Source organism: Mitsuaria sp. TWR114 (assembly GCF_007997345.1).
This window is the reverse complement of the sequence record NZ_VOSR01000862.1, coordinates 1-1,604: the sequence shown is the minus strand read 5'-3', so window position 1 is coordinate 1,604 and position 1,604 is coordinate 1. Positions and strand designations below refer to the sequence as shown.

Sequence of the window (1,604 nt, the reverse complement as noted above, 5' to 3'; positions counted from 1 at the left end):
AGCGACCGCGGCCTGCCGGCGCGATCGGTCCAGTGGACCGCAGGTGGACCGCGCGCGGCGGCGAGACGTCGGCCATGAGCGCGTCCGCCAGACCGTCCGCTGGAAGGCCGCCGGGCGGCGTCGGTTCGTGCCAGGGCGCGGACTGCGCGTCGAGCTTGAACTCGGTGGCCGGGCCCTCCCAGGTCAGCGAGGGGGCCGGGCCGTCGGGCCGCCATCGCCAGCGCTCGAGTTCGTTGCGCGCCAGGCGCAGCGCCTGCTCCTGGTGCCGGATGTCGTCGACAACGAGTCGCAGACGGACCTGGAGCGCCATGAGCGCTGCCGTGCCGATCGCGAGCAAGGCCAGCGCGATCAAGGCTTCCACCAGGGTGAAGCCGCGGCGACGACGCCGGCCGTCATGCGGGAAAGGGGCGCGGGCGTCGGTCATCGCGTGGGGCTCCAGCCACCAGGGACGGGTAGAAAGCTGCCCATCTGGCGATGCACGCGATAGAGCACCGCGGCATCGTGGGTCAGGGTGACGGTCTTTTCCGGGTCGAAGACGCCGTCGGTCACGATCGCGCCGCGCCAGGAGGCGGCCTGGCCGACGGGCGGGTGCCAGCCGATGCCCTCCCGCGCATAGATCACGCCTTGCGCGCTGCCCGGCGCGGAGAGGTCGAGGCGGCCGTCGACGACCAGCACCAGGGGCGTGCCGTCCAGCGCGGCCGGCGGCCACTCGCTCAGGCGCGCGTCGCCGTCGATCCAGATCAGGCGACGGCCCCGCGCCAGGGCCTGGGCGAGCGGCGCGCCGCAGTCGGCGTCGCAGCGCATGCGCGCGATGGCGGGCTGACTGCGATATCGCATCGCCGGATAACCGAAAACGCGCAGGAAGCTGCCCGGCCCTTCGGTCGCCGCCTGCGGCGGCGGCAGCCGCAGGGCGCTGAGCAGGGCCAGATGCCGGGCGGCCTCGGCAAGGCCGGAGGGGCCTTCGGACAGGTCGTCGCAGTCGGCCCGGCGGTCGCTGCATCCGCGCACGATCAGCTTCAGTTGGCCTGCCGGGCCCGCGTCGGTGAAACGAACGGTGAAGCGTGGTTGCGGATCCGCGGGCCGTGAGTCCGCGGTGGGCGATGCGCTGGATGGATCGCCCTGGGTCGCGCACTGGCAGGTCCAGCGGAGCGGCCCGGTGTTCGTGCAGGCCGGGGACATCGCGCCCCCGGTGGCTGGGGCGATGGGCTTCGCGCGGTAATGCCCGTCCGCGCCGAGCTGCAGGAAGCGGCTGCGGAAGTCGGTCGCGGAGGCACTGGAGTCGCCGGTGGCGGCAATGTCGGCGCTCGGGCCGGCTGGATGCGATGCCGGCCGGCAGCTGTCGTCCACATGGCCGCCGTTGAGCATCGCGATCGCCCAGGCCATGCCGGCCTCGGCCGCCTCGAAGGCGGTGGCGGCGCGGTGGTCATTGGCGGCCACGCGCTCGGCCGTCGTCAACTGGCGCGTGGCCCAGGCGGCACCCAGCGCCAGTACGCCAAGCAGCACGACGCACATCGCCAGCGTGCCGAGTCCGCGTTGCAGGCGCCGGGTCATGGGCAGTCTCCCGCGAGCGCGTCGTTGCGCACGAGGCCACGCACCGTCAGCTG

Annotated in this window: 2 protein-coding genes; both read right to left on the bottom strand. The window is 73.9% G+C overall.

The genetic code is table 11. From position 1 onward, the window contains the following. A partial coding sequence (locus FUT87_RS25050; protein ID WP_147242756.1) for a prepilin-type N-terminal cleavage/methylation domain-containing protein occupies window positions 1–424 on the bottom strand: 424 nt, incomplete at its 3' end. Then, window positions 421–1,551 (bottom strand): PilX N-terminal domain-containing pilus assembly protein, encoded by a 1,131-nt coding sequence (locus FUT87_RS25045; protein ID WP_147242755.1) that lies wholly within the window; start codon window positions 1,549–1,551, stop codon window positions 421–423. The genes FUT87_RS25045 and FUT87_RS25050, both read right to left, overlap by 4 nt. Window positions 1,552–1,604: the final 53 nt, after the last annotated feature.

Bases quoted from the DNA above. Each gene is read 5' to 3' on its own strand.
- FUT87_RS25045 (WP_147242755.1), bottom strand. From the start codon at position 1,551: ATGACCCGGCGCCTGCAACGCGGACTCGGCACGCTGGCGATGTGCGTC.